The 22,527-nt window shown below is 71.8% G+C and carries 21 protein-coding genes; 11 read left to right on the top strand and 10 right to left on the bottom strand.

Annotated features, from left to right (window positions below; genetic code table 11):
- Positions 1 to 5: 5 nt before the first annotated feature.
- Positions 6 to 1,082: a zinc-dependent metalloprotease gene (locus AB0C16_RS26545; RefSeq protein WP_357686666.1), complete on the bottom strand. Its 1,077-nt coding sequence runs from the start codon at positions 1,080 to 1,082 to the stop codon at positions 6 to 8.
- A gap of 170 nt (positions 1,083 to 1,252) precedes the next feature.
- Positions 1,253 to 2,650 (bottom strand): D-alanyl-D-alanine carboxypeptidase/D-alanyl-D-alanine-endopeptidase, encoded by a 1,398-nt coding sequence (gene dacB, locus AB0C16_RS26540; RefSeq protein ID WP_357686718.1) that lies wholly within the window; start codon positions 2,648 to 2,650, stop codon positions 1,253 to 1,255.
- 108 nt (positions 2,651 to 2,758) lie between these two features.
- On the opposite strand from dacB, the gene AB0C16_RS26535 reads away from it, so the two are divergent.
- A complete protein-coding gene (locus AB0C16_RS26535; protein ID WP_357686665.1) occupies positions 2,759 to 3,253 on the top strand; it encodes an inorganic diphosphatase in 495 nt (164 codons plus the stop codon).
- Between the two features lie 13 nt (positions 3,254 to 3,266).
- On the opposite strand, the gene AB0C16_RS26530 is transcribed toward AB0C16_RS26535, so the two are convergent.
- From AB0C16_RS26530 to AB0C16_RS26515, 4 genes are all read right to left on the bottom strand, one after another.
- A complete protein-coding gene (locus AB0C16_RS26530; protein WP_357686664.1) occupies positions 3,267 to 4,394 on the bottom strand; it encodes a C40 family peptidase in 1,128 nt (375 codons plus the stop codon).
- 118 nt (positions 4,395 to 4,512) lie between these two features.
- Positions 4,513 to 5,955: a sigma-70 family RNA polymerase sigma factor gene (locus tag AB0C16_RS26525; RefSeq protein ID WP_357686663.1), complete on the bottom strand. Its 1,443-nt coding sequence runs from the start codon at positions 5,953 to 5,955 to the stop codon at positions 4,513 to 4,515.
- Positions 5,956 to 6,150: 195 nt separating this feature from the next.
- Positions 6,151 to 6,948, bottom strand: a complete 798-nt coding sequence (locus AB0C16_RS26520; RefSeq protein WP_357686662.1) for a hypothetical protein — start codon at positions 6,946 to 6,948, stop codon at positions 6,151 to 6,153.
- A 64-nt stretch (positions 6,949 to 7,012) separates the two neighbouring features.
- Positions 7,013 to 8,623: an ATP-binding cassette domain-containing protein gene (locus tag AB0C16_RS26515; RefSeq protein ID WP_357686661.1), complete on the bottom strand. Its 1,611-nt coding sequence runs from the start codon at positions 8,621 to 8,623 to the stop codon at positions 7,013 to 7,015.
- Positions 8,624 to 8,702: 79 nt separating this feature from the next.
- Between AB0C16_RS26515 and AB0C16_RS26510 the strand changes: the two genes are divergently transcribed.
- A complete protein-coding gene (locus AB0C16_RS26510; protein ID WP_357686660.1) occupies positions 8,703 to 8,897 on the top strand; it encodes a hypothetical protein in 195 nt (64 codons plus the stop codon).
- 190 nt (positions 8,898 to 9,087) lie between these two features.
- On the opposite strand, the gene AB0C16_RS26505 is transcribed toward AB0C16_RS26510, so the two are convergent.
- Positions 9,088 to 10,122 carry a LacI family DNA-binding transcriptional regulator gene (locus tag AB0C16_RS26505; protein ID WP_357686659.1) on the bottom strand — a complete coding sequence of 345 codons (1,035 nt, stop codon included), beginning with the start codon at positions 10,120 to 10,122 and terminating at the stop codon, positions 9,088 to 9,090.
- Positions 10,123 to 10,281: 159 nt separating this feature from the next.
- Here AB0C16_RS26505 and AB0C16_RS26500 point away from each other — a divergent pair, with 159 nt between their 5' ends.
- The 6 genes from AB0C16_RS26500 (at position 10,282) to AB0C16_RS26475 (ending at position 16,901) form a co-directional block, all read left to right on the top strand.
- Entirely contained in the window at positions 10,282 to 11,928 is a 1,647-nt protein-coding gene (locus tag AB0C16_RS26500; RefSeq protein WP_357686658.1) for an ABC transporter substrate-binding protein, read from the top strand.
- Between the two features lie 70 nt (positions 11,929 to 11,998).
- Positions 11,999 to 12,946: an ABC transporter permease gene (locus tag AB0C16_RS26495; protein ID WP_357686657.1), complete on the top strand. Its 948-nt coding sequence runs from the start codon at positions 11,999 to 12,001 to the stop codon at positions 12,944 to 12,946.
- Entirely contained in the window at positions 12,943 to 13,812 is an 870-nt protein-coding gene (locus AB0C16_RS26490) for an ABC transporter permease (protein ID WP_357686656.1), read from the top strand. Before AB0C16_RS26495 ends, AB0C16_RS26490 begins: the two co-directional genes overlap by 4 nt.
- On the top strand, positions 13,809 to 14,813 hold the full coding sequence (locus AB0C16_RS26485; RefSeq protein ID WP_357686655.1) for an ABC transporter ATP-binding protein: 1,005 nt from the start codon (positions 13,809 to 13,811) through the stop codon (positions 14,811 to 14,813). Before AB0C16_RS26490 ends, AB0C16_RS26485 begins: the two co-directional genes overlap by 4 nt.
- Positions 14,814 to 14,883: 70 nt before the next feature.
- Positions 14,884 to 15,816, top strand: coding sequence for an ATP-binding cassette domain-containing protein (locus tag AB0C16_RS26480; RefSeq protein ID WP_357686654.1), 933 nt, complete (start codon positions 14,884 to 14,886; stop codon positions 15,814 to 15,816).
- The gene (locus tag AB0C16_RS26475) at positions 15,813 to 16,901 is read left to right on the top strand and encodes a C45 family peptidase (RefSeq protein WP_357686653.1); all 1,089 of its coding nucleotides are present in this window, start codon (positions 15,813 to 15,815) and stop codon (positions 16,899 to 16,901) included. The genes AB0C16_RS26480 and AB0C16_RS26475 overlap by 4 nt, the downstream gene beginning before the upstream one ends.
- A gap of 115 nt (positions 16,902 to 17,016) precedes the next feature.
- Here the strand turns inward: AB0C16_RS26475 and AB0C16_RS26470 are convergent, their stop codons facing one another.
- Entirely contained in the window at positions 17,017 to 17,892 is an 876-nt protein-coding gene (locus tag AB0C16_RS26470; RefSeq protein ID WP_357686652.1) for a hypothetical protein, read from the bottom strand.
- A 119-nt stretch (positions 17,893 to 18,011) separates the two neighbouring features.
- On the opposite strand from AB0C16_RS26470, the gene AB0C16_RS26465 reads away from it, so the two are divergent.
- The 3 genes from AB0C16_RS26465 to AB0C16_RS26455 are packed head-to-tail and all read left to right on the top strand — an operon-like array spanning position 18,012 to position 20,952.
- Positions 18,012 to 19,178, top strand: coding sequence for a DUF4185 domain-containing protein (locus AB0C16_RS26465; RefSeq protein WP_357686651.1), 1,167 nt, complete (start codon positions 18,012 to 18,014; stop codon positions 19,176 to 19,178).
- Positions 19,175 to 20,185, top strand: a complete 1,011-nt coding sequence (locus tag AB0C16_RS26460) for a DUF4432 family protein (RefSeq protein ID WP_357686650.1) — start codon at positions 19,175 to 19,177, stop codon at positions 20,183 to 20,185. Before AB0C16_RS26465 ends, AB0C16_RS26460 begins: the two co-directional genes overlap by 4 nt.
- Complete coding sequence (locus AB0C16_RS26455; RefSeq protein WP_357686649.1) at positions 20,182 to 20,952, top strand: SDR family oxidoreductase; 771 nt, start codon at positions 20,182 to 20,184, stop codon at positions 20,950 to 20,952. Before AB0C16_RS26460 ends, AB0C16_RS26455 begins: the two co-directional genes overlap by 4 nt.
- Before the next feature lie 79 nt (positions 20,953 to 21,031).
- Here the strand turns inward: AB0C16_RS26455 and AB0C16_RS26450 are convergent, their stop codons facing one another.
- Both AB0C16_RS26450 and AB0C16_RS26445 read right to left on the bottom strand, forming a co-directional pair.
- A complete protein-coding gene (locus AB0C16_RS26450) occupies positions 21,032 to 21,784 on the bottom strand; it encodes a hypothetical protein (RefSeq protein WP_357686648.1) in 753 nt (250 codons plus the stop codon).
- A gap of 242 nt (positions 21,785 to 22,026) precedes the next feature.
- Positions 22,027 to 22,446: a hypothetical protein gene (locus AB0C16_RS26445; protein WP_357686647.1), complete on the bottom strand. Its 420-nt coding sequence runs from the start codon at positions 22,444 to 22,446 to the stop codon at positions 22,027 to 22,029.
- Between the last annotated feature and the right edge of the window lie 81 nt (positions 22,447 to 22,527).

The following is a 22,527-nucleotide window of genomic DNA, read 5'->3' as shown; positions in this document are numbered from 1 at the left end:
AGGGGTCAGGCCGGGAGAGCCGGGGCGTCGACGACGCGGCGGATCCAGGCGGCTGGGTCGGAGATCTCCGAGGTGGTCGGCAGCGTCTCCGGGGAGGTCCAGACCTTGTTGAAGCCGTCGATGCCGACCCTCTCGACCACCGTGCGCACGAAGGCGGAGCCCTCGGCGTACTGCTTCATCTTCAGCTCGATGCCCAGCAGGCGGCGCATCGTGCGGTCGAGCCGGGAGCCGCCCTCGCGGCGCTGGGCGAACTTGGCCCGGATGATCGCGACCGAGGGCACCACCGACGGGCCGACGGCGTCCATCACGAAGTCGCCGTGCCCCTCCACCAGGGTCATCACGGCCGTCAGCCGGTCGAGAATCTCCTTCTGGCCGGGCGACTGGATGGCGTCGATGAGGTTGCCCTCGCCGCCGCGCACCACGTCGGCCACCGTGTCGGCGGCGCTGCGCAGCCGTTCGAGCAGGGTGGGCAGGTCGAGGTCGGAGGCCAGCAGGAACTCGGTCATCTGCGAGCGGATGTATTCGCGCAGCCAGGGCACCCCGGTGAACTGCACCCGGTGGGTCTCCTCGTGGAGGCACACCCAGAGGCGGAAGTCCTGCGGGTTGACGTTCATCTCGCGCTCGGCGTGGACGATGTTGGGCGCGACCAGCGTCAGGCGTCCGGCGGGCTCACGACCCGTGGGGTCGGGCGGCAGGAACAGCTCGTACTGGCCCAGCACCCGCGAGGCGAGGAAGGCCAGCACCGCGCCCACCTCGACACCGGTGATGCGGGAGCCCACCGCGGCGACGATGGCCGGGGGCGGGTTGGCACCGCTCGCCATCCGCTGGGTCAGCGGCTCGAGGACGACGCGGAACCCTTCGACGTTGGCCTTGATCCAGCCGGGCCGGTCGACGATGGTCGCCGGCTGTGGGGCGGTCTCGGTGTGGATTTTGGTGAACTCGCGTACGTGTCCCTCGGCCTCTCGGGACAGGGTGCGGAGCTCGGTGACTGCCTGCCTGGCCTCCTCTCGGCTCACCTGAGGACCGGGGCGCACCAGGCGCGTGCCGGTCGTGACGGCCAGATCCCAGTCGATCACCTGCATACAGTCCACCGTACGTGCTCCGAGCTCGGGCCGCGAAGAGGCGCCGTCAGGCCCCGGATCCCGGCGACCGAGCCGCGATCCGAAGGAGCACCACTGAGCGGCCACCGAGCAGCCGCTAGGCAGCCGCTAGGCAGCCGCTAGGCAGCCGCTAGGCAGCCGCTAGGCAGCCGCTAGGCACGCGCGACGATGGCCGCGAGCCGGTCGAGGACGGGCTCGGCGTTGACCGGCACCTGATCGGCCATGAAGGCGAAGGTGACCAGCCGGCCGTCCTTGGTCGTGGCCAGCCCCGCCAGGGTGTTGACGTGGTTGAGCGTGCCGGTCTTGGCGCGTACGAGGCCGACCTGGCCCTTGCTGTCGCCACCGGTGAAGCGCCGGCCGTTGCCGAGGGTGCCGGAGAACCCGGCGATCGGCATGCCGGAGGCGATCGCGCGCAGGTCGGGGTGGGCGGAGCCGGCGGCGAGGGCGAGCAGCCGGGCCAGCCCGTCGGCGCTGATGCTGTTGCGGGTGGACAGGCCGCTGCCGTCGTAGACCCGGATGCCCTTGGCGACCCCGAGGCGCTGGAGCACCGCGTGGATGGCGTCACTGGCGCCGTCGAAGGAGGCGGGCTTCCCCTCCTTGATGGCGACCTGCCTGGCCAGGGCCTCGGACAGGTCGTTGTCGCTGAACGTCAGCGCGTGCTCGACGAGGGCGTAGACCGGGGCCGAGTCGACCCTGCCCAGCTCGGCGGCCCCGCGCGCGGCCCTGGCCGGGCGGACGGCGCCGGCGACGCCGACGCCGTTCTTGCGCAGGAGCCCGGCGAAGGCGGCGGCGGCGAAGCGCGGCGGGTCGGACACGCGCGGCTGGGAGTGCCCGGGGTGCTGCCGCCCCTCGTCGATGGCCAGCGCGTGCACCGGGGTGACGTTGCCGTCGGGCACGTAGCTCGGCTTCCAGCCGGGGGCGAGCGTGGGGCCGGTGTAGAGGGAGGCGTCGTATGAGAGCGTGACCTTGGTGACGCCCCGCGACTTGAGGGCCTTGGCGGTGCGGGAGGCGAGCGTGGCGAGGGAAGCCTGCCTGGGGTAGGAGCCGGGCTTGGCCGACGGGCCGGCCAGCGTCGGGTCGCCGCCGCCCACCAGCACGATCGAGTCGGCCGACGCGCCCTGGACGACCCGCGTGGACAGGCGGGCGTCGGGGCCGAGGGCGGCGAGCGCCGCGGCGCAGGTGACCAGCTTCGTGGTGGAGGCCGGGACGATGCCGGTCTCGGGGTTGGAGGCGAAGAGGCGTTCGCCGGTGACGGCGTCGAGGACGACCGCGCCGACCCGGTCGCCGAGCGCCTTGTCACCCAGCGCGTCGGTGAGCTGTCGCGTCAAAGTACCCTTGGTCGGGAGAGGTCCGTCTCCGGCCCTCGCCGGCAGCTGGGCCAGCACAGGGCCCGCGGTGACCACGGAGATGGGGGGAGACTCCTCGGGAGACGCTGTCGGCGTGGTCGGTGAAGACCGGCTCGTCAACGTGCTCAGGCTGAGATCGTTGCGCACCGCGTAGACGCCGGTGACGATGGTGACGGCCTGCAGCATGACGAGTGTGGTCAACATCACCCACCGCTCGTGCCGCGCCACGTCGCCTGACCTCTCTCTGGTGTTCGCCTACGAGACATTAACGCCCAACCGGGAGTACCCGGGGGCTCGAGCGGAGGAACCGCGGTGGAGTTCGACGTTGTCGTTGAGATTCCCAAGGGGCAACGGAACAAGTACGAAGTGGACCATGAGACCGGCAAGATCAGGCTGGACCGGCTCCTGTTCACCTCCACGCAGTACCCCGCCGACTACGGCTTCATCGAGAACACTCTCGGTGAGGACGGCGACCCTCTCGACGCGCTGGTGTTGCTGCAGGAGCCGACGTTCCCGGGCTGCTACATCACCTGCCGCGCGGTCGGCATGTTCCGGATGACCGACGAGAAGGGCGGCGACGACAAGGTCCTCTGCGTCCCCGCGACCGACCCCCGGATGGAGCACATCCGCGACATCCACCACGTTCCCGAGTTCGACCGGCTGGAGATCCAGCACTTCTTCGAGGTCTACAAAGATCTCGAGCCCGGCAAGTCCGTCGAGGGCGCCAACTGGGTGGGCCGCATGGAGGCCGAGGTCGAGATCGACCGTTCCTTCCAGCGGCTCAAGGACACGGGTCACGCGCACTGATCGTCATCGCCGGTCACTGATCGCCGCTGGGCCTGGTGGCGCCTACCAGGTCCGGCCGCCACATCGAGGCGATCCGCACCACGTCACCGGTCTGCGGCGCGTGAATCATCAGGTCGTTTCCGACGTACATGCCCACGTGATGGATCGTGTCGGGGTCGCCGGGGACATAACCGAAGAACAGCAGGTCGCCGCGGCGTAGTTGATCGAGCGGGATGTGCGGGCCGGACGTCCACTGGGTGCCCGTCCAGTGGTCGATCCGCACCCCGACCTGTTCCCAAGCCCGCATGGTCAGGCCGGAGCAGTCGTAGCTCGACGGCCCGTCGGCGGCCCACACGTACGGCTTGCCGAGCTGCGTCAGCGCCCAGTTGGCCGCCACGTCGCCCATCAGCGAGCCCGTGCCCCGCAGCGCGTCGCTGTAGCCGACCTGCTGCAACGCCTCCTGCCGCCGCCGAGCCAGCCGCTCGGCCCGGCCGCGTGCCGCCTCGACCCGCCGTCGCAGTTGGTCGCGCTCGGCCTGCAACTCCTTGGTGTCGGCCCGCTGCCTGGCCACGGCCTGCGCGGCGGCGGCCTGCGCCTGCTCGGCACGCTCGGCCACGGCCTCGTGCTCGGTGTAGGCGTTGGCCGCCTGGATCCGCAGGATGGACGAGACCTCCTGGGCGTCGCGCATGCGGCTGAGGATGTAGGCGCGTTCGCCGCCGAGTTGTTCGAGCGTGCTGGCCCGGTGCAGGTAGCCGTCGGCGTCACCGGCGTCGCTGATCATGATGATGGCCGGGCTGCGCAGGTCGAACCCGCCGTAGCTCTGCGCCGCCAGCACGGCCACCGCCGCCCGCGCCCGCTCCAGCTCGATGTCGGCCGCGGTCAGTCTGGCCCGCGCCAGCGTCAGGGCCTCGCGGGCTTGCCGCAGCCGGACGAGCTCGCCGTTGTAGGCCTCGACCAGCCGTTCCGCGTCCGCGGCCAGGTCATGGAGCCGGGCCTCCGCCGTGGCGAGCGCCGCGCTCGCCGCACCCAGCTCCTTCTTCCTGTGGCGTACGGCCTGACGCGCCTCGGAGATGTCGTGCGGGGAGGGCCTGGGGTCGGCGTAGGCCGGTGAGCACAGGAGGAGGGCCAGGCAGGCCACAAGTCCAGCCCTGACCGTGTGCATAGAACCCCCCTCGGATGATCTCTATGCGCACAGTTCCCATCAGTCACTCTTCGCACACACATCTCTTACGCACCGTGACCAACAAGAGGTCATCGGTTGGGTCGCCCGCGGGATCGACTCAGGTCGGCGTGCCCGTGGGCTCGGGGGTGGCGGTCGGGGTGACGGTCGGGGTCGGGGTGATCGTCGGGGTGTTCGTCGGCGGCGTGACGGTGGGGGTGTGGGTGTGCCGCGGTCTGTCCGGATGCGAGCGGGTAGGGGCGGGTTTCGGGGTGGTGGGACATGGCGTCGGGGTGTGGCTCTGGTGGTCGCGGGGTGGTTCGCGGGGCGGCTCCTTGGGACCGGCGGGGTCGGCCGGGCGGACGGTGGGGAGCGGCTTGGGGGTGCCCGCCGGCCGTTGGGTCGAGGGCGTGGAACGGGGTGAGGCGCCAGGAGGCCCGGTCGTGGGGTGCGTGCCAGGCGTCGCGGGTCCGGCCGGGCCGGTCGGCGAGGCCGAGCCGGTCGCCCCGACGGGGAAGGTGTCGAGGATGGGCTGGACGTTGACCGGGGAGTCCTGCGGCTCCGGCAGCCATGGGAGCCTGATGCCCGGCGCGTCGCCGACCGCCGGGAACGCGGCCGTTCCGACGCCGGACAGGCCGCGCTCCTCCTTGCCGAAGAAGTTGAAGAGCATCGCTATCGCCACCACGGTCGCGACCGCCGCCACTGCGCCCGCCATCGCCTGAGGCCATCTTCGAACCGCCCGGCCATCGGCGACGGGAAATCCGGCGGCGTCCAGCGCGCCCGAACGCCTGGCCACGTAGCGCCGGTAGGGCACCAGGTCGGGGTCGACGAAGCAGCTCATCACCCTGACCCGGAGCGTCGCGGGCAGTGTGACGACCGGGAGCAACTCGAAGACCTTGGCCTCCGACACCTGACGGGTGCGGTGGGGCGAGCAGGTGGCGCACGTGGGCACGTGTCTGACCAGCTGGTCGCGCAGCTCCCGGGTCAGCTCACCGGCGAACCCTGCCAGGATGCCCGCCCGTCCAGGGCAGTCGTAGGGCCCCTTCCTGGCCAGGAACTCCGCGGTGATCGCGTCGCGCAGCCGCTCACGGGCCTCCTCGCGCGCCGTCTCGACCTGGCGCGGCGGCATGCCGAGAATCGCCGCGAGCTCGACGGTGGGCATCTCGTGCCTGGCCGACAGCTCGAGCACCTCGCGGTGGGCCGGCGCCAGGCTCTGGGTGGCGTTCCACGCCATGACACGCAGGTCGGCGTCGGCCGGGTCGCCGGGCGGCGCTTCGGAGCTCTCGGACAGGGCTTCGCCGGGGCCCGCGGCCCGGCGGCGGCGCAGGCATTCGCCCCGGGCCAGCGCGTAGAGCCACGGCCGGAGACGATCCGGATCGGCCAGGGAATCGGCGTGCGCCTCCGCCGCGATCAATGTGTCGCGGAGCGCCACCTGGGCGCCGTCGGAATTGCGGAGAAGGGACCAGCAGTATCTGTAGATGCCCTCGGCGTGTGAGTCGTAGAGCGCCGCGAGGGCACCCGGGTCGTCGGCGCGGAGGGCCTCGACCAGGACGCGGTCATTCATGTGACCGAAGGTAATGGATTAGTAACTAGCAGTTCTACCCTTTCACCGCGAATAGCAGAGATCGCCATTGGCGCGAGCCAGAAAAACAACTCATTTGTACGGCTCACAGTGCGGAATTTCACGGTGTGCCCGATTTATAGCCTTATTTGATTGCGATTTACCATAGGCGAGCCGCGCCCGGGCAGGGCGCGGCCCTCACTGCTTGCCGGGCAGGATCTGGCTTCCCCGGTCCACGGCGAACGGCGCGGTCGAGGGCTTGATCGTGTGCAGCGGCACCGCGCCGCCCAGCGCGAGGTCCTCGAAGGGCCGTGCGGTCGAGCCCCAGGTGCGGGCCGTCACCTCGGTCCTGGCCACCTTGGCCCCGGCGGGCAGCCCTTCGATGGTCAGGATGAAGCGCGGCGGCCTGCCCGCCTTCACGTCGTCCGCGAACGTGCTGCCGCCGCCCAGCAGCTTGCCCCCCTTGTCACGCAGCAGCGCGTTGACCACCAGGGTGCTCGCGGGCAGCTGGTACGGGTTCGCGATGTACCCGGTGATGAGGTAGGAGCCGTTCTTCTGCGGCAGGGTCTGCACCCGTGAGACGGGAAACTGCTTGAACGCCGAGGCGATGCGGACGGCGGGCCGCCACTGGGCCGGGCGATAGCCGATCGTCACCTTGACCGGCTTCTGCGCGGCGGTCGCCTGGCCGGTGAAGGCCAGCGATCCGCCCGGCGGCACCGCGTCGAGCGGTTGCTCCATCTTGACGACCTCGGCGCCGGCGGCGTCACGCCCGACGACCGTGGCCACGACGTGCTCGCCGAAGTGCCATGGGTTGGCGTTGGCGATGACTCCTGCCCAGTTGACGGTGTAGCCGTCGGGCGACTTGACGACGTTCGACACCTGCTCCTTGAGCGTGAGCGGCTTGAGCTGAGGTTCTGACGGTTTCTCCGTCGAGCACGCGGCGAGACAGATCGCCCCGAGTGCGAGGAGGCTGACGGTTCGGCTACGCGGGATCACTTTGCCGTGATAGCCCCTCCATGGGTGCGGCTGGCAGAGGACACGCGCCAGCCGTACCAACTCTTTAACGGGGACGGACGACCCTGGCCTCGTCCCAGACCGGCTGTGGCGCCTCGTAGACCGTGCCGTCGGAGCCGAACACCAGGAAGCGGTCGAAGTCGGCGGCGAACCAGCGGTCGTGGGTGACCGCCAGCACCGTGCCGTCGAAGGCGTTCAGCCCCACCTGGAGCGCCTCGGCGCTGGCCAGGTCGAGGTTGTCGGTCGGCTCGTCGAGCAGCAGCAGCGTGGCGCCGGAGAGCTCGAGCAGCAGGATCTGCAGCCGCGCCTGCTGGCCGCCGGAGAGCGTGTCGAACCGCTGCTCGGCGATCAGCCCCGCCAGCTCGTAGCGGGCCAGCGCCTTCATGGCCTGGCTCTTGTCCCTGGCGTGCTCGGACATCACGATCTCGACCGGGGTGCGGCCCAGCAGGTCGGGCCGGGCGTGCGTCTGCGCGAAGTGGCCGGGCACCACGCGGGCGCCGAGCCTGGCGACGCCCGAGTACCTGACCGGCTCGCCCGCGAGCAGCCTCAGGAAGTGGGACTTGCCCGAGCCGTTGGAGCCGAGCACCGCGACCCGCTCGCCGTACCAGACCTCCAGGTCGAATGGCCGCATGAGGCCGGTGAGCTCGAACTCCTCGCAGATGACGGCGCGCTTGCCGGTGCGGCCGCCCTTGAGGCGCATGCTGATGAGCTGGTCGTTGGGCGCCGTCTCAGGCGGGCCCGCCTCCTCGAACCGGCGCAGCCGCGTCTGGGCCGCGTGGTAGGGGGCGGCCATCCCGTCGTTGTAGCGGGCCTTGTTCTTGAGCATGTTGACCAGCGCCTTGATCTTGGCGTGCTCCTCGTCCCACCGCCTGCGCAGCTCGTCGAGCCGCTCGTTGCGAGCCTTGCGGGCCTCGGCGTAGGTGGCGAAGCCGCCGCCGTGGATCCAGATGTTGCCCGACTCGACGGTGACGATGCGGTCGGCGGCGTTGGCCAGGAGCTGGCGGTCGTGGCTGACCAGCAGAACCGTCTTGGGTGTCTCGCGGAGCTGTTGCTCGAGCCACTCCTTGCCGGGGACGTCGAGGTAGTTGTCGGGCTCGTCGAGCAGCAGCGTCTGGTCGGGGCCTCTCAGCAGCGCTTCCAGGACGAGCCTTTTCTGCTCGCCTCCCGACAAGGTGGACACTTCGCGATATTTCACGTTGTCGTACGGCAGGCCGAGGGCGGCGACCGTACACGTGTCCCAGAGCACCTCGATGTCGTAGCCACCGGCGTCGGTGTAGTCGGTGATCGCCTGCGCGTAGCGCATCTGCGCCTTCTCGTCGTCGCGCTCCATCATCACCAGCTCGGCCCGCTCCAGCCGCTCGGCCGCCTGCCGCACGGCCGGAGGGGCGACGCCGAGCAGCAGGTCGTGCACCGTGCTGCCGTCGCGCACGCTGCCGATGAACTGGCGCATCACGCCGAGCCCGCCGGAGCCGGCCACGCTCCCCTCGACCGGTTGCAGGTCACCCGCGATGAGCCGCATCAGCGTGGTCTTGCCCGCGCCGTTGGGCCCGACCAGCGCGGCCTTGACCCCCTCACCGACCCTGAACGACACGTCGTTGAGCAACGGCCGGCCGTCGGGCAGCACATAGGTCAGATGCCCCACCTCTACGTGCCCCACGACGATTCCCCTCCAGAGTTCCTCGCGCAGCGTACCCGCCGCCTTCCCTCCGGGGCACTCCGTTTTCCCCCGGTACGGAGTGACACGGGATACTGCGGCGGTCGCCTCCGAGATCTGCCACCCGCCGCCATTGGCAGGTCATGAACGCCGTCGCCCGGGGCGGCGCACACTGCTCACCGGCCTCCTGGTGCTCGACACGGCCGTCTCCGGCGTCGTCGCGCTCCCGGTTATCCCATCCGCCGCGCTGGAGGGCACCCCGGTCGCCGTGATGTGAACGCCGCCGCGGAGCACGCCGCCAGGCTGTTCACCACGTGCGAGGAGCGCGGCCGGATCGACAACCGCGCCGACCTGCCAACGAGGAGCAGCACCTGCCCATCCTCGTCTGCCGCGACCCGCTGCGCCCCTGGGATCAGTTCTGGCCCGACGTGCGGCCCCCCGCGCCGGGGCCGCGCGGAGCCGGGATGTCAGCTCTCGCCGGTCGAGACCCGGATGTGCAGATACGCCGGGAGAACGACGGGCCCCGCTGCCGTCTCGCCGTTGAGACGGGCGATGAGCAGCTCGACGGCGGCCTTGCCCGACGCCTCGGGGGCGAGATCGAGGGCGGTGATCGCGGGTATGGCGAGGCGGGTCTGCTGGGCGTCCGAGCCGGCGGCCAGGAGCAGGTCCCCCGGCACGGCCACGCCGAGCCGCCGGGCCTCGGCGAGGACTCCCGCCGCGTGGCGGCCGGTCTGGCAGTAGATCGCGTCAGGCCGTTGCCGCTTTCCCCCCAGCAGCCGCCGGGCGGCGTCGCGCCCGCCGTCCTCGCCGGCCGATTCCGGCACGTGCAGCACCCGCGCCGGCGCGCGGTGGCGGCGCGCCCACGCTCGGTAGGCCCTCTCCGCGTCGACGTTCCACGCGTTGTCGTCCGTACCGGCCAGGAAGGCGACGCGCCGGGCGCCGCGTGAGCGCAGCAGCTCGAGCACGCGCTCGGTCTCGTGCGTGTCATCGGGACCGACCCAGTCGGTGAACTCCGGCCGTCCGGGGTCGCGGCCCACGGTGACGACCGGTACGGCGGCGTCGAGGAGCCGGGTGAGGACGGGATCGTCACGCGTCGGGTCGCCGATGACGTAGCCGTCCACCCCGTGGGCGGACTGAGGGATGTCCGGGCGCGTCAGGTCCGGCACGAGCATGAGCCCGAGGCCGTGGTCGAGCGCGGTCACCGCCGCCGCCCCGGCGAACCGTACGAAGTAGTCGACGCCCTCGGGGATGTAGGACCCGATGGCGTCGAGGGGGCGCATGTCCAGGCCGAGGACGCCGGTGCGCCCGCGGCGGAGACCACGTGCCATGGGGTGGGCGCGGTAGGCCAGTCGGTCGGCGACGGCGAGGACCCGTTGCCGCGTGGCCTCCGACGCGGTCCCCTTGCCGTTCAACGCGTGGGAAACCGTCGTGACGGAGACGCCGGCCTCACGGGCGACATCTTTGATCGTTGCGCGTGAGGCGGGGGGCAACTGCTCCGACATGGGTCAAGAATAGGACACAAAACCTTTTACTAGAAGATTTTGTCCTGTACGGTCCCCTTCCAAAACGTTTTGTGTTGTGGCACCGCCCGCCGATCGCTGCGAGGGCCACTCACCCGAGGGCCTCCGCGGGCCCGATCCCCTCAGTGTTCGGAGAATGAGATGCGTATACGTGCGACGGCGGTTCTCGCCCTCTCGCTCAGCCTTGGGCTCTCCGCGTGTGGCGGCGGCAACGGCCCGGCCGGTTCGGCCGGGCCGGCGGCCGGTGAGCACAAGCTCAACGACCTGCTGGTCACCACCCCCGCCGCGAAGGGCGAGCTCGACAAGGCCACGTGGAACCTGCCCTTCGGCGAGCCCGCGTCGCTCGACCCGATCAAGGCGTTCAACTACCCGGAGAACACGGTCGTCGCGAACCTCTGCGAGGGCCTGATGCGGCTGAACCCCGACTACTCGGTCACGCCGAACCTGGCGGAGAAGGTCGAGAGCACCGACCAGAAGACCTGGGTGTACACGCTGCGCGAGGGCGTGCGGTTCTGGGACGGCAAGCCGATGACCGTCGACGACGTGCTGTTCAGCCTCCGCCGCCACCTCGACTCCGGCGAGGGCAGCTACTGGGCGTCGGACCAGATCACCGGCAACATCGACTCCATCGACAAGACCGGCGACCGGGAGATCACGATCCGGCTGAAGAAGCCGGACGCCACGCTCAACTCCTACATGGCCACGCCCATCGGCGTGGTCGTCGAGCGCGCGCAGCGGGAGCAGGCCGGCGGCAAGTACGGCACGCCCGAGGGGGCGGTCATGTGCACCGGGCCCTTCAAGCTCGCGTCGTGGGAGAAGGGCTCCAAGATCTCGCTGGAGCGCAACGACGACTACTGGGACACCCAGCGCCGGGCGAAGACCAAGCAGCTCGACCTGCAGTTCATCGTCGACCCCGGCGCGATCGCGAGCGCGCTCGACACCGGCGCCATCGACGGTTCCTACGACGTTCCCGTCGGCGCGGTCGACCAGCTGTCCGCCTCGCAGAACGGGAAGCTGTACCTCGGCAAGTCGCTGCAGCTGGTCGCCGTCATCAGCACCGGCAACGGCGCCCTCGGCGACCCGGCGGTACGACGGGCGCTGACGCTCGCGACGGACCGGAAGGCGATCGCGCAGACCGTGTTCGCCGGGACCGCCCAGGCGTCCCGCTCGCTGGTGCCCAACAGCGGGTGGACCTACGGCGACGACGTGTTCGGACCGGCGCACGACGCCCTGCCGGACACGGACAAGAACATCGAGGAGGCCAAGAAGCTCCTCGCCGGAAAGGATGCCGGCAGCGCGCCGATCACGATCGCCTACCCCAGCGAGCGCCAGTTCTACGCCGACATCCTGTCGGAGATGTCCAACGCCGCCCGCGAGCTCGGCCTCACCATCCAGCCCAAGGGCATCCCGAGCGCGCAGTACGGCGCCTTCTTCTCCGACCCGAAGGCGCGCGCCGGTTACGACGGGTTCATGACGACGAACTACATGGACATTCCCGACCCGCTCGCCTTCCTGCGCACGATCGCCGCCAAGGGCGGGTCGCAGAACTTCAACGGCTACGACGACCCGAAGGTGCAGAGCCTCATCGAGCAGGCGGCCTCCACCACCGACGACACGGCACGGGCCAAGCTTGTCGCCGAGCTCCAGACGGAGGTCATGGAGCAGACGCCCTGGCTCCCGATCGCCGAACCGGCCGTCCGGCTGTTCCTCAACAAGCGCGTGACCGGAGTCCCGGCCTCGTTCGTCTACCTCTACTACCCCTGGGCCGCCGGTCTCGGTGCGGCGTGACCTCGATCGTCGGGGGACCGGGGCGCGGCCACGCGCCCCGGGCCCCGGGATCTTCGGGAAGGGAGACCTCATGCCGGGCTTCGTGATTCGCCGGCTCGGCGCGCTGGCCGCCACGCTCCTCGTTTCGAGCTTCCTCGTCTATGGGGCGGTGTACGTCGCGCCGGGCACGCCCGAGAGCTTCCTCGTCCAGGGCCGGACCGTCAGCCCCGAGGTCCTCGTGTCCATCCGCGCGCAGTACGGCCTGGACGACCCGTTCCTGGTCCGCTACTGGCACTGGCTGAGCGGCGTTTTCACCGGCGACCTCGGCGAGTCCCTCACGACCCGCCAGGACGTCGCGTCGCTGCTGGCGTCCCGGATCCCGACGACCCTGTGGCTCACGGCGTACGCCGCCGTGCTCATCGTGGTCTTCGGCATCCTCGCCGGCGTGATCGCCGGGCTGCGCGGCGGTGCCTTCGACACCGCCGTGCTGCTCGGCTCCAGCGTGGGATTCGCGATCCCCACCTTCTTCGCGGCCGTCCTGCTCATGAGCGTCTTCTCCGTGACACTGGGCTGGTTCCCGGTCTTCGGTGCCGGTTCCGGATTCTCCGGCCGCATACTGCACCTGACGCTACCGGCGGTGGCGCTCGCCCTGCCGGCGGTTGCGGTGGTCGCCCGGATCACGCGCACCGCGGTGGTGGAGGAGCGCGACGCGGAGCACGTGTCCGTCGCGCTGGCCCGCGGCGTCCCCTGGCGGGTGGTGGCGCGCCGGCACATCGTCCGCAACGCGATGCTGCCCGTGACGACGATCGCCGGGGTGAACATCGCCGCCCTCGTCGCCGGCGCGGCGGTCGTCGAGCACGCCTTCACCCTCGACGGGGTCGGGGCGATGCTCATCAACGCCGTGCAGCAGCAGGACTTCGCCGTCGTACAGGCCGTCGCCCTCGTGCTGGTCGCGGTGTTCGGAGTGGTCAACCTCGTGATCGACGTCCTCTACGCGGTGATCGACCCGCGCGTCCAGCTCGGAGGTGAGAGCGCGTGAGCGCCGAAACCCTCGCACAGCCCGTACGGCGACGCCCGCTCGGCGGCGACCTGGTGGAACGGCTCGGTCCCCTCGGCGTCGTCGCCGCCGTGGTCGCCGGGCTACTCGCCCTGGCCGCCCTGCTCGCGCCACTGCTCGCGCCGTACGACCCGACCGTCGGCAGCATCGTCCAGCGCTACCAGGTCCCCAGCGCCGAGCACCTGCTCGGCACCGACCAGTCGGGGCGGGACCTGCTGTCACGGCTGTTGTACGGCGCGCGGACCAGCCTGGCGGGGGCGGCCGTCGTCGTGCTGCTCGCCGGCGCCGGCGGCACCGCGCTGGCGCTCGTCGCCACCTGGTTCGGCGGGCGGGTCGACGCGTTCGTCGGCCGCGTGCTCGACCTGCTGTTCGCCTTCCCGAACCTGCTGCTGGCGATCCTCGTCGTCGCCGTTTTCGGCACGGGACTCGGGCAGGTCACGGTCGCGCTCGCGCTGGCCTACGTGCCCTACACCGCCCGCGTGCTGCGCAGCGTCGCCCTGCGGGAACGGCGGCTCGCCTACGTCCAGTCAGCCGAGTTGCAGGGACTGTCCGGGATGGCGGTGAGCGGACGGCACCTCCTGCCCAACATCGCGCCACAGATCCTCACCGGGGCCGCCATCAACTTCGGTTACGCGATGATCGACCTGGCCGCGCTGTCGTTCCTCGGCCTCGGCGTCCAGCCGCCGACCGCCGACTGGGGGCTGATGGTCTCGCAGGGCAAGGACTCCCTGCTCCAGGGCTACCCGCAGCAGAGCCTGCTCGCGGGCACCTGCATCGTCGTCGCGGTCGCCGCGTTCAGCGTGATCGGAGAGCGGCTCGGCGGCCGCAGGGCCGGAGGCCGGGCATGACAGACGTTCTCGAACTCGACGACATCCGCCTTGCCCTGCCGCACCGCGGCGGGGACCGGACGCTGCTGCGCGGCGTCTCGCTGTCCGTCGCCCCCGGCGAGGCACTCGGCCTGGTCGGCGAGTCCGGATCGGGCAAGTCGATGACGTTGCGCACCGTGCTGCGCACCGAGCCGCGGGGAGCCCGCGTCACGGGCCGGGTGACGCTCGACGGCCAGGACGTGCGGCGGCTCGGCGCCTCGGCGCTCCGACGGCTCCGCGCCGACGCGCTGGCGATGATCAGTCAGAATCCCCGGGCCGCGCTGAACCCGGTGCTGCGCGTCTCGCAGTTCCTCGTCGAGGGGCTCTGCGACGCGCGTGGGGAGAGCAGGGAGGCGGCCACCCGCCGGGCGCGAGACCTGCTCGCGCAGGTCGGGATCACCGACGTCGACCGCTGCATGGACTCCTACCCCCACCAGCTGTCCGGCGGCATGCTGCAGCGGGTCGTCATCGCCGCCGCCGTGGCGGGCTCGCCACGGCTGCTGCTCGCCGACGAGCCCACCACGGCGCTCGACGTGACGACCCAGTCAGAGGTCATGGCGATCCTCGATGAGCAGCGCCGCGAGCGCAGGATGGCAATGCTCTTCGTCACCCACGACCTCGAACTGGCCTCGGCGGTGTGCGACCGGATCGCCGTGCTGTACGCCGGGGAGATCGTCGAGATCGCGACCCCCGACCAGCTGCACTCCGCACCGCGTCATCCATACACCCGCCTGCTGCTCGACTCCCGGCCCAGCCTCACCGCGAAGACCCCGGTGCTTCCCGTCATCCCGGGACGGCCCGTGGCCGCGTACGAGGTGGGTGACGGCTGCGCCTTCGCGGCCCGCTGCCCTTGGTCGGCGCCGCAGTGCGCCGACGGGGAGGTCACCCTCGCCCACCACGCCGACCGGGCCGTGCGCTGCCGCCGCAGCGACGACCTGGCCGGGGAACTGGCCCACGCGACGGGCCCGGAGGCGACGGCGTGAACAGCACGGGCCGGAAGGTCATCGGAAGACCAGACAGGCCGCCCGGCGGGCGAGGAACGGAGGCGAGGCCGTGAGCGCCACGACCGGAAACGTCATCGAGATCAGCGGACTGCGCAAACGGTTCACGACCGGTCGGGGCCGGCACCGCCGGACGGTCCACGCCCTCGACGACGTCAGCCTCGGCGTCGCCGACGGCAGCTGCCTGGCGGTGGTCGGCGAGTCCGGCTCGGGCAAGTCGACCCTCGCCCGGATTCTCGTCGGCCTCGAAAGCGCTGACGCCGGACAGGTCGTCCTCGCCGGCCGGCCGGTGGCGCGGCGGCCACGCCGGTCGGAACGGCGCGCCCGTGCCCGGGACATCCAGATGGTGTTCCAGGACCCGAACGGATCGCTGAACCGCCGCCGCACGGCCGGGTCGGCGATCGGGGAGGTGCTCGCGTTCCACCATGGGGTCACCGGGGCCGACGCGCGCCGGCGCGTCGACTCCCTGCTCGACCAGGTCGGCCTGCTGCCCGCGCACGCCCGGGCGCTGCCCGGCGAGCTCAGCGGCGGGCAGCAGCAGCGGATCGCGATCGCCCGGGCACTCGCCGCCGAGCCCCGCGTCCTCGTGCTCGACGAGGCCGTCGCCGCGCTCGACGTCTCGGTGCAGGCGCAGGTGCTGAACCTGCTGGCCGAGATCCGTCAGGCCCGCCGGCTCACCTACCTGTTCATCACCCATGACCTGTCCGTCGTGCGGCAGGTGAGCGAACAGGTCGTCGTCATGCGCCAGGGCAAAATCGTGGAGCGCGGAAGCGCGGCCCAGGTGCTCGACGACCCGCAGCACCCCTACACCATGCTGCTGCGCGACAGCGCGCCACGGCCGGGCTGGCGCCCCCGGCGTGCCGCCGACCGGGACGCCGCGAAGGCCGACGGGGGCACCGCGGAGGGAAGCGGAGACACCGTGGCCGGCCAGGACACCGGCCGGGACACCCCGGCCGGTCAGAACATCACGGAGGTAGAGAAGTGAGCCCGCGCGCGCACCTGAAGGTGCAGGGGACCGGCCCGTGGCAGCGCGGCTACGACCGCGGCCGGCAGATCGGCCCCGAGATCACGTGGGCGTGGCGCACATACGCCGAACTCTTCGAGACCGCGGCCCGCGGCGTGACGCTCGACGTCCCCACGCTCGCCCTCGGCACCGTCACCGCCACCCGCGCGTGGGCACCGGAACTCGTCGAGGAGATGGAGGGCGTCGCCGAGGGCGCGGGCGTGCCGCTGTGGACGGTGGCCGCGCTCAACGCGCGGACCGAGATCCTCGCCGCGTCGGGTACGGCCCGCGCGAACGAGTGCTCCACGGTGGTCCACACCGGTGCCCGCACCATGGGCGGCCAGAGCTGGGACTGGCACGAGGAGCTGGCCGGCGCGTGGCACGTCCAGTCGGTGCGGGGCTCGGCGGGCGACGGCACGCTGGGGTTCACCGGCATCACCGAGTACGGGATCCTGGCGAAGATCGGCATCAACGAGGCCGGCGTGGCGGTGCTGTTCAACATCCTCGGCCACGTGGACGACGGCGTGGGCGGCGTACCCGTTCACCTCGTGGCCCGCCGGGTGCTCGGCAGCGCGACGTCGTTCGCCGACGCGGTCGCCATCCTCACCGACGCCCCGGTCTCCGCCTCCACCGTGATGACCGTAGTGACCGCCGAGCGGGCGGCGTCCGTCGAGGTCAGCCCGGCCGGCGCGGCGGTGGTCACGCCCGACGAGCGAGGCTGGCTGGTCCGGGCCAACCATTTCCTCGACCCGGCGCTGGCGGCGGGTGAGCTCCGCGGGCGGCTGGAGCCGGAGACGTACGACCGGTTGCGCGTGCTGCGCGCGCGGGTCGAGGGGCGCCCCGGCCTCGACGGCGCCGACGACCTCGCCTCCCTGCTCACCGTCCACCCCGACGGCGGGGCCGAGGTGTGCTGCCACGCACCGGTCGGCGGCGCGCTCGGGACCCGGTGGGCGACCCTGGCCACAGTGGTGGCCGAGCCGGCGGCGGGCCGCCTCATGGTGCACGACGGCGGCCCGTGCACGGCACGGCCGTCGACGTGGACGACGCTCACCGCCCCGTCGCGGTGACCTCACACGCCAGGCCGCGCCCGTACGCCCGGTCCCCTACCGGTCATAGGAACCCATACGAACGGTGGTAAGTGTTCGTATGGACTGTGTGGTTGAACGGGTTGCGAGCGGTTGGTCAGGCGGCGGACCGCTTCGGCGTTCCGAGGGCGGCGAGGGCGAGGAACACGGCGGCTGCCAGATAGGGCCAGCGGGCCGCGGCGGCCAGGCAGGTCATCGGCCACGTGACACCGGGTAGCTCGGGCAGGGCGAGGACGAGGAGCAGCGCGGCCGTGACCGCGGCCACGAGCCGCGCGCCCGCCACGGTGCTCAGGGTCGCGGCCCAGGCCAGCAGCACGACGGTCGCGCCGAGCGTGCTCACCACCAGCGGCAGCGGGATCAGGGCTGCGGTGGAGTTCTCGCCACACCTGCCGACCGGGGCGAACAGGGACAGGCGGAGCTGGAGGAGAGGCCAAAGGACGGCGAGGAGCGCGGCCGTCCAGCCGGCGGCCTGTGCGGGCGGGAGCGGCCGACCGGAGTCGCTGCGCCCGGCCGGCCGCTCCGGTGCGACGTCCCCGGCAGGCCGATCCTGCGCGGCGCCGTCTGCGAGGTGGTCCGGGGAGGCGCCGGGGGCTCGGTGAGGGGTGGGGCGGATGGCCAGGAGGAGGGCGAGCGTGATCACGAGCGCCGCGACCGAGGCCCAGCGCACGGGCAGGACCGTGAAGTAGCGGAGAGGCGCCAGCACGTCGATCGCGATGACCAGCAGGGTGAGTGGGATGCCCACCGACCGCAGCCGAGCCGGTGCCCAGAGGGACAGGACGGCCAGGGCCGGCGGGAGGGCGAGGTCGGCCCAGAGGCCGAGCTCCTGGGCCATGCCCTCGAAGAAGCCGGTCGAGAGCGGGGTATAGGCGAACCAGCCGAAGGGCTCGCCGAACGAGGCGCCGGCCAGCAGTGTGGGCACCGCCGCGGCGATCACGGCGGCGAGGCGCAGAGCGAGCCTTAATCGGTCGGGCATGGCGAAAGGACCTCTCGAAGGGGGCCGTTCGAGGGTAGTGGACCTCACCGGAGGGCTAGACAGTAAGTGATCTAATGACTAGAACTGTAGGCAGCCCATCCTCCCCCCAAGGACGTGTGATGACGCGATTCCGGTCAGCCCTGATCCCGTTAGCCGCCGCCACACTGCTCGGCCTGACCGCGCTGCCGCAGCAGGCGTTCGCCGCTCCACCCAAGCCGGTCACCACCGTGGCCGTCGCCGAGCAGGCCACGGCGGCCTCGTCATGCGCCCCCACGGTCCGGGGCGCGACCGTCGACACCAGGCTGACCAACCTGTTCACCAACTACGGCAACGACAACGGCCGCCTGGACGACTGGACCGGAGCCGACGGCACCTACTCGCTCCGGCTGCCGAGCGGGCAGGAGCTGTGGGTGTTCTCCGACACCTTCCTGGGCCAGGTCAACGCCGACGGCTCCCGGCCGCCGGTGGTCGAGGAGGGCGGCACGACCGTCTTCCTGAACAACTCCTTCGCCGTCGAGCGCGACGGCCGGCTGTCGACCATCCACGACGGCACCGCCGAGCAGCCGACCGCGGTCATGCCGCCCCGCGACCAGAACCACTGGTACTGGGCCGGCGACGCCACGCTGGCCGGGGGCATCGTCGAGGTGACCTACCAGGAGTACGAGCGGTTCGGCGGCGGCGCCTGGGACTGGCGGTGGCACCGGAACGTGGTGGCCAGGTTCGCGCAGGGACACCTCAACCAGCCGATCAGCGTGCACGACCTCCCCTCGGGGCACGGCGTGGCCTGGGCGTCGGGGATCCTCAAGGACGGCCGCCACACCTACGTGTACGGGGTGGAGGACCACGGGTCGCCGAAGTACATGCACATCGCCAGGGTCGAGGGGCAGAGCCTGCTCGGCCAGTGGGAGTTTCTCAAGGCCGACGGCACCTGGTCGCCGAACGAGGCCGACTCGGCTCGCGTGATGAGCGGCGTGGCCAACGAATACAGCGTGAGCCGCGTCGGCGACGCATACGTGCTGATCACGCATGACACCGGCGAGGTGCTCAGCCCGAACATCGTCGCCTACTCCTCCTGCTCGCCGTTCGGGCCGTTCACCGGCAAGCAGCACGTCTACACGACCCCTGAGACGGGCGGCAACATCTTCACCTACAACGCCCACGCGCATCCCGGCGTGGCGGGTACGGGTCTGGTCGTGTCCTACAACGTCAACAGCTTCGTCAACACCGACCACTACCGCGACGTGTCGATCTACCGGCCCCGGTTCATCGACGTGACGTTCGATTGAGACGCAACTGGGGCGCCCGCCTGCGGCACGTCGCGATCGACGGGCTGCGGGCGGTCGTGCTCGAGAACGAGCGGCTCCGCGTGACCGTCGTGCCGGGCAAGGGCGGCGACGTGGTGGAGTTCCTGTACAAGCCCAGCGACACCGACTTCGTCTGGCTCTCCCCGCAGGGCCTGCGCGCCCCGGCCGACCACCTCCAGGGCGCGTCCGACGACGTCGCCCAGTTCGTCGACCACTACGAGGGCGGCTGGCAGGAGGTCTTCCCCAACGGCGGCGCCCCGAGCGAATACCGGGGCGCGCGGCTGGCCCAGCACGGCGAGGTCGCGGGGCTGCCGTGGGAGGCCGAGGTGGTGGCCGACTCCGAGCAGGAGGTCGCGGTACGACTCAGCGTGCGGACCAGGCGGCTGCCGTACCTGCTGGAGAGGACCTTGCGGGTGCGGTCGGGCACGGCCGCTCTGGAGCTCGAGGGACGCGCGACCAACGAGTCGGGCGTGGAGGTGCACGCGATGTGGGGCCAGCACCTCGTGTACGGCCGGCCGTTCCTGCGGCCGGGCGCCCGGATCCGGCTGCCGGCGGGCGTCACCGTGGTCCCGCACGAGAGCGCGATCAACCCGGCCGGGCGGCTGGTCCGGGCCGGCGGGCCGTGGACGTGGCCCGTGGTGCCGGCCGAGGGCGGCGGCGAGACCGATCTCAGCGTGGTCGGGGCGCCCGGAGCGCCGAGCGACATCGTCTACCTGACCGGGTTCACCGAGGGCTGGTACGAGATCCGGACGGACCTCGGCCTGCGGGTGGAGTGGGACTCGGCGCTGCTGCCCTACCTGTGGATGTGGCAGGAGTTCGGCGCGACCACCGGCTATCCCTGGTGGGGGCGGGCCTACACACTGGGGCTGGAGCCGTTCTCCAGCATGCCGACCGACGGGCTGGCCGAGGCCGTGGCCAACGGCACGGCGCTCACCCTGGCCCCCCACGAGAGCAAGGTGTTGAGGATGCGGGCGGAGGTCCTGGCATGAGTGAGTTCGGCGGGAAGGTGGCGCTGGTCACGGGCGGCTCGATGGGCATCGGGCGGGCGGTGATCGACCGGCTGGCCGGCGGCGGGGCGTCCGTGGTGTTCTGCGGCGCCGACAAGGACGCGGAGTTCGACAGCGAGCACGTGACCGGGGTGGTCGCGGACGTGCGGCGGGCGGGCGACATGCGCGACCTGGTCGACCTGGCCGTGACGCGTCACGGCGGGCTGGACATCGTCGTGACGTGCGCGGGCGTGCAGCGTTACGGCACGGTCGTGGACACCCCCGAGGACGTCTGGGACGAGGTCCTCGACATCAACCTCAAGGGCGTCTACCTCACCTGCAAGGCGGCCATCCCCTGGATCCGGGCGCGCGGCGGCGGGTCGATCGTGCTGATGTCGTCGGTGCAGGCGTTCTCCTCGCAGACGCGGGTGGCGGCCTACACCGCGAGCAAGGCCGCGCTCAACGGGCTGACCAGGGCGATGGCCCTCGACCACGCGCCCGACGGGATCCGGGTGAACGTGGTCTGCCCGGGCTCGGTGGACACGCCGATGCTGCGCTGGGCGGCCGACCTGTGGCGGGGCGAGCTGTCACAGGACGAGCAGGTGGCGCAGTGGGGGCGGGCCCACCCTCTGGGGCGGGTGGGCAGGCCGGAGGAGGTGGCGGAGCTGGTGGCGTTCCTGGCGGGGCCGCACTCGTCGTTCATCACCGGCGCCGAGCACCGGGTGGACGGCGGGCTGCTGGCGCGCAACCCGGCGGCGCTACCGGAGTGAGCGCCGCCGCTCGGGTCTCAGCGGCGAGCGACCGCGGGCGGGTGAGTCTCAGCGGCCGGCGGCTGCGGGCGGGTGGGTCTCAGCGGCCGGCGGCCGCGGAGGCGCGGGCCAGCCGGTGCCGGAGGTTGGCGCGCAGCATGGCGAAGCGGTCGGGTTCGGCGGCGATGACGGCCCGCTGGAGCGCGGCGTCGGCCGCGAACCAGGCGGCCACCAGGCCCGACGACCACTTGCAGGCGGTGTCGGCCGTCGCGGTGCGCTTCTCCCTGGCCGTGACGGTGGCCTGCTCCAGGTTCCAGCGGCGGTCGGCGATGGCCGCCTCCGGCGTCGGGTAGCGGAGGCCGGCGCGCTCCATGCACGCCTTCCAGCGCCCGGCGGCCTCGGTGACCGCGGGCTGGTCGGCCGCCTGGTCGAGGGTGCGGGAGTCCTGGAGCGCCAGCCAGCGCCAGTCGGCCTTGGGCGCTCCGCCGCCGATCATGGCCGACGCCCGGCCCACGCATCCCGGACGTCCGGACGAGCCGTACAGGCGGTGGCGGGCCGCCTGGGACAGCCGGTCGTCCCAAGCCGTGCCCGCCGTGGCGGAGCGGGCGAGGTGGTAGCCGTAGCGCCGGGCGCGCGCCAGGTCGGCGATCCCGTAGCGGCGGCTGTTGCCGGGGTCGGTCGCCGCGATCACGGCCGCGTCGGCCGGCGGCGGGGACACCGCGAACCCGTGGCGGCGCATGCACTGGGCGAGCAGGCCGGCATGGGCGTCGGCGAGCAGGGCGCGCTGGGCGGCCGTCGGCTTGTAGGCGTCGAACGGCAGCACCAGGCCGGCCACGCCGGTGACCTGGGCCACGGGCTCGGCCGGCCGGACGGGGGCGGCGGTGCAGGCCGGCAGCGCCGTGAGGGCGGCCAGGACCAGCGCGAGGCGCGGCCGCCCGGTGCCGGGAGGCCGGAGACCGGTGCCGGGAGGCCGGAGACCGGTGCCGGGAGGCCGAAGACCGATGCCAGAAGGCCGAAGACCGATGCCAGAAGGCCGAAGACCGATGCCGGAAGGCCGAAGACCGGTGCCGGAAGGCCGGAGACCGGTGCCGGGAGTCACCGGCAGGAGACCTGGATGGAGCTCGCGTTGTTGTCGCCGACGGCGTCGTTCAGCAGGTAGCCGTCGACGGAGCCGGGGGCGAAGGTGGTGTGCGCGCCGGTGAAGAAGCGGTTCTGCCACAAGGTGATGTTGCAGGTGCTGTCGTTCTTGACGGAGCTGGTTTCGTTGTCCACTCTCGACCAGAACGCGATGGCGTGGTCGCCGAAGCGCAACCGGTTGTCGCGCAGGTCGGCGTCGTCGGCGCCGAACTCCACCCACAGGTCGCTGAAGCCGTTGTTGAAATCGGGCGCCTTGTACAGGCACGCCCTGCCGGAGTAGCAGGCGCCGTCGGGGCCGGCGAAGGCGGCGGCAGGGAGGGCCAGGGCGAGCGACGCGGCGGCGCCCACGACGGCGGCGATCCGGGTGATCGGCTTCATGGATGTCTCCTTGATCGGCGGAGCCTTTCTCGACCGGTAACTTAGCGTGCTGACTCACATACGTCCCGCTATGACATTCCA

The organism is Nonomuraea sp. NPDC048916 (genome assembly GCF_040649575.1).
GTDB lineage: Bacteria > Actinomycetota > Actinomycetes > Streptosporangiales > Streptosporangiaceae > Nonomuraea.
The sequence above is the reverse complement of the archived record's forward strand: the minus strand, read 5'-3'. Positions and strand labels throughout refer to the sequence as shown.

Coding starts and splice junctions, on each gene's coding strand:
- AB0C16_RS26530 (WP_357686664.1), bottom strand. CDS start 4,394: ATGCACACGGTCAGGGCTGGACTTGTGGCCTGCCTGGCCCTCCTCCTG.
- AB0C16_RS26465 (WP_357686651.1), top strand. CDS start 18,012: ATGACGCGATTCCGGTCAGCCCTGATCCCGTTAGCCGCCGCCACACTG.
- AB0C16_RS26505 (WP_357686659.1), bottom strand. CDS start 10,122: ATGTCGGAGCAGTTGCCCCCCGCCTCACGCGCAACGATCAAAGATGTC.
- AB0C16_RS26500 (WP_357686658.1), top strand. CDS start 10,282: ATGCGTATACGTGCGACGGCGGTTCTCGCCCTCTCGCTCAGCCTTGGG.
- AB0C16_RS26470 (WP_357686652.1), bottom strand. CDS start 17,892: ATGCCCGACCGATTAAGGCTCGCTCTGCGCCTCGCCGCCGTGATCGCC.
- AB0C16_RS26545 (WP_357686666.1), bottom strand. CDS start 1,082: ATGCAGGTGATCGACTGGGATCTGGCCGTCACGACCGGCACGCGCCTG.
- AB0C16_RS26485 (WP_357686655.1), top strand. CDS start 13,809: ATGACAGACGTTCTCGAACTCGACGACATCCGCCTTGCCCTGCCGCAC.
- dacB (WP_357686718.1), bottom strand. CDS start 2,650: ATGTTGACCACACTCGTCATGCTGCAGGCCGTCACCATCGTCACCGGC.
- AB0C16_RS26445 (WP_357686647.1), bottom strand. CDS start 22,446: ATGAAGCCGATCACCCGGATCGCCGCCGTCGTGGGCGCCGCCGCGTCG.
- AB0C16_RS26495 (WP_357686657.1), top strand. CDS start 11,999: ATGCCGGGCTTCGTGATTCGCCGGCTCGGCGCGCTGGCCGCCACGCTC.
- AB0C16_RS26525 (WP_357686663.1), bottom strand. CDS start 5,955: ATGAATGACCGCGTCCTGGTCGAGGCCCTCCGCGCCGACGACCCGGGT.
- AB0C16_RS26455 (WP_357686649.1), top strand. CDS start 20,182: ATGAGTGAGTTCGGCGGGAAGGTGGCGCTGGTCACGGGCGGCTCGATG.